The 1862-nt window shown below is 43.3% G+C and carries 2 protein-coding genes; both read left to right on the top strand.

The window, feature by feature from the left end; all coding sequences use genetic code 11:
* The first annotated feature begins 155 nt into the window (after positions 1-155).
* Complete coding sequence (galE, locus tag AC3AYF_RS20555) at positions 156-1211, top strand: UDP-glucose 4-epimerase GalE (RefSeq protein WP_487780329.1); 1056 nt, start codon at positions 156-158, stop codon at positions 1209-1211.
* Between the two features lie 6 nt (positions 1212-1217).
* Positions 1218-1862, top strand: a 645-nt coding sequence (locus AC3AYF_RS20560; protein WP_487780330.1) for a lipopolysaccharide kinase InaA family protein, incomplete at its 3' end; no start/stop codon positions are given.

Here is a 1862-nt window from a genome sequence, read left to right on the forward strand (position 1 = left end):
AGGCCGATAGCTTGCAGCCGTGGTCGGCAAAAGGACTCGCATATGCGGCCAGTGAAGACTTATATAGCATGCCAGAAAAAGTAGTGGAAATTATTGAGCAGCAACTTCAGCTTAAACATGCAGAGTAAATCTTAATATGGACGTAAAGGGATAAGATGAAAAAAACAATTTTAGTCACCGGTGGTGCGGGTTATATCGGTAGCCATATATGCGTGGAGCTGCTTCAAGCCGGTTTCAAGGTGGTGGTGGTTGATAATCTATCGAATAGTAGTCGCGTTGCATTAGCTCGAATTAAACAAATAACGGGGAAGAAACTTCATTTTTATCAGCTAGATGTCTGTCATCATGACGAACTGGTCAAGGTGTTTACCGCTCATTCGATAGATATGGTTATTCACCTAGCAGGGCTAAAAGCGGTTGGCGAATCGTGTGAGCAGCCATTAAAGTATTTTCAGAACAACTTGATCTCCAGCATGGTATTAGTTGATGTCATGCAACAGTTTGCTGTTAATAAGTTAGTTTTTAGTTCTTCAGCCACTGTTTATGGTGATCCTGCATCGGTGCCTATTGATGAATCCTTTCCATTGTCGGCAACGAATCCTTATGGTCGTACCAAGCTGATGATTGAAGAAATGTTAACCGACATTACTCAAGCACCGACCAATACTCTTAAGGTGGTATTGCTACGCTACTTTAATCCGGCGGGCGCACACTCTAGTGGTTTGATTGGGGAAGATCCAAACGATATCCCAAATAATTTATTACCTTATGTGTCACAGGTTGCGGTGGGCAAGTTGGCACAAGTGTCGGTATTTGGTAATGATTACCCAACCGTTGATGGCACCGGGGTACGTGATTATATTCACGTGGTTGATTTGGCAAAGGGGCATGTTAAGGCCTTAAGCTTATTAGAAAAATCTCATCGACAACAAGATTGTTTGATTTATAACCTAGGAACAGGTCGAGGTTATAGTGTGTTGGAAGTGATCGATGCCTTCAAACAGGCATCGGGACAAGACATTCCATATCAAATTTCAGCTAGGCGTTCCGGTGACGTTGCAGCATGTTATGCCGATCCACGCTTAGCCAATCAAGAATTAGGCTGGCAGGCTGAAAAGACGCTGATGGATATGGTGACCGATGCGTGGCGCTGGCAATCGATGAACCCTCAAGGTTATGCTACCGATAGTAACGAATCTACGGAAGTCTAAGGGGTGATGTTCCCTTTCTTTAAGAGGTGGCGTATTTTCTCGCCATGGGATAAGACCGCAGTTGTAAATATTTTTCCTTCTATGAGGGCAGTATTTAAGCTCGAGGGAAAAATTATCTCCAAAAGCAGTCAAAGTGAAATTTTTTCGCAAGAGATAGAGGGCAAGACCTATTTTGTGAAGCGATATTTTCGCTCAAATGGTTTGGCAAGTTGGTTAGGGCGGTCACGATTTCGCTTAGAGACAAAAAATCAGCAATGGTTTAATCAAATAGGGATCCCCGCCGCTAGGGTGGTCGCTTATGGCGAATACGCTTTCTTGTTGAAGACGTTAAAAGGAGTCCTGATTACTGAAGGGGTCAGCGACACCAGAGAGTTATCGGAAGTAGCTAAAAATGCAGCGGCTAAGTTTGCTGAACAACACTGGCGCGAGGCGATCATTTTGCAGCTTGCAGCCATCATGTCGACATTACATCAAGCTCGTTTTTGCCATAATGATTTGCATTGGCGCAATATATTAGTGCAACAATCTCACCCTAGCGAGGCACCCAAAATTTTTCTGATAGATTGCCCATCAGGTAAAAAATTAACTTGGCCATTGTTAAATTATCGAAAACTTAAAGATCTCGCCAATTTGGATAAATTGGCTCCAAAC

The sequence above is a fragment of the Salinicola sp. genome (genome assembly GCF_982684285.1).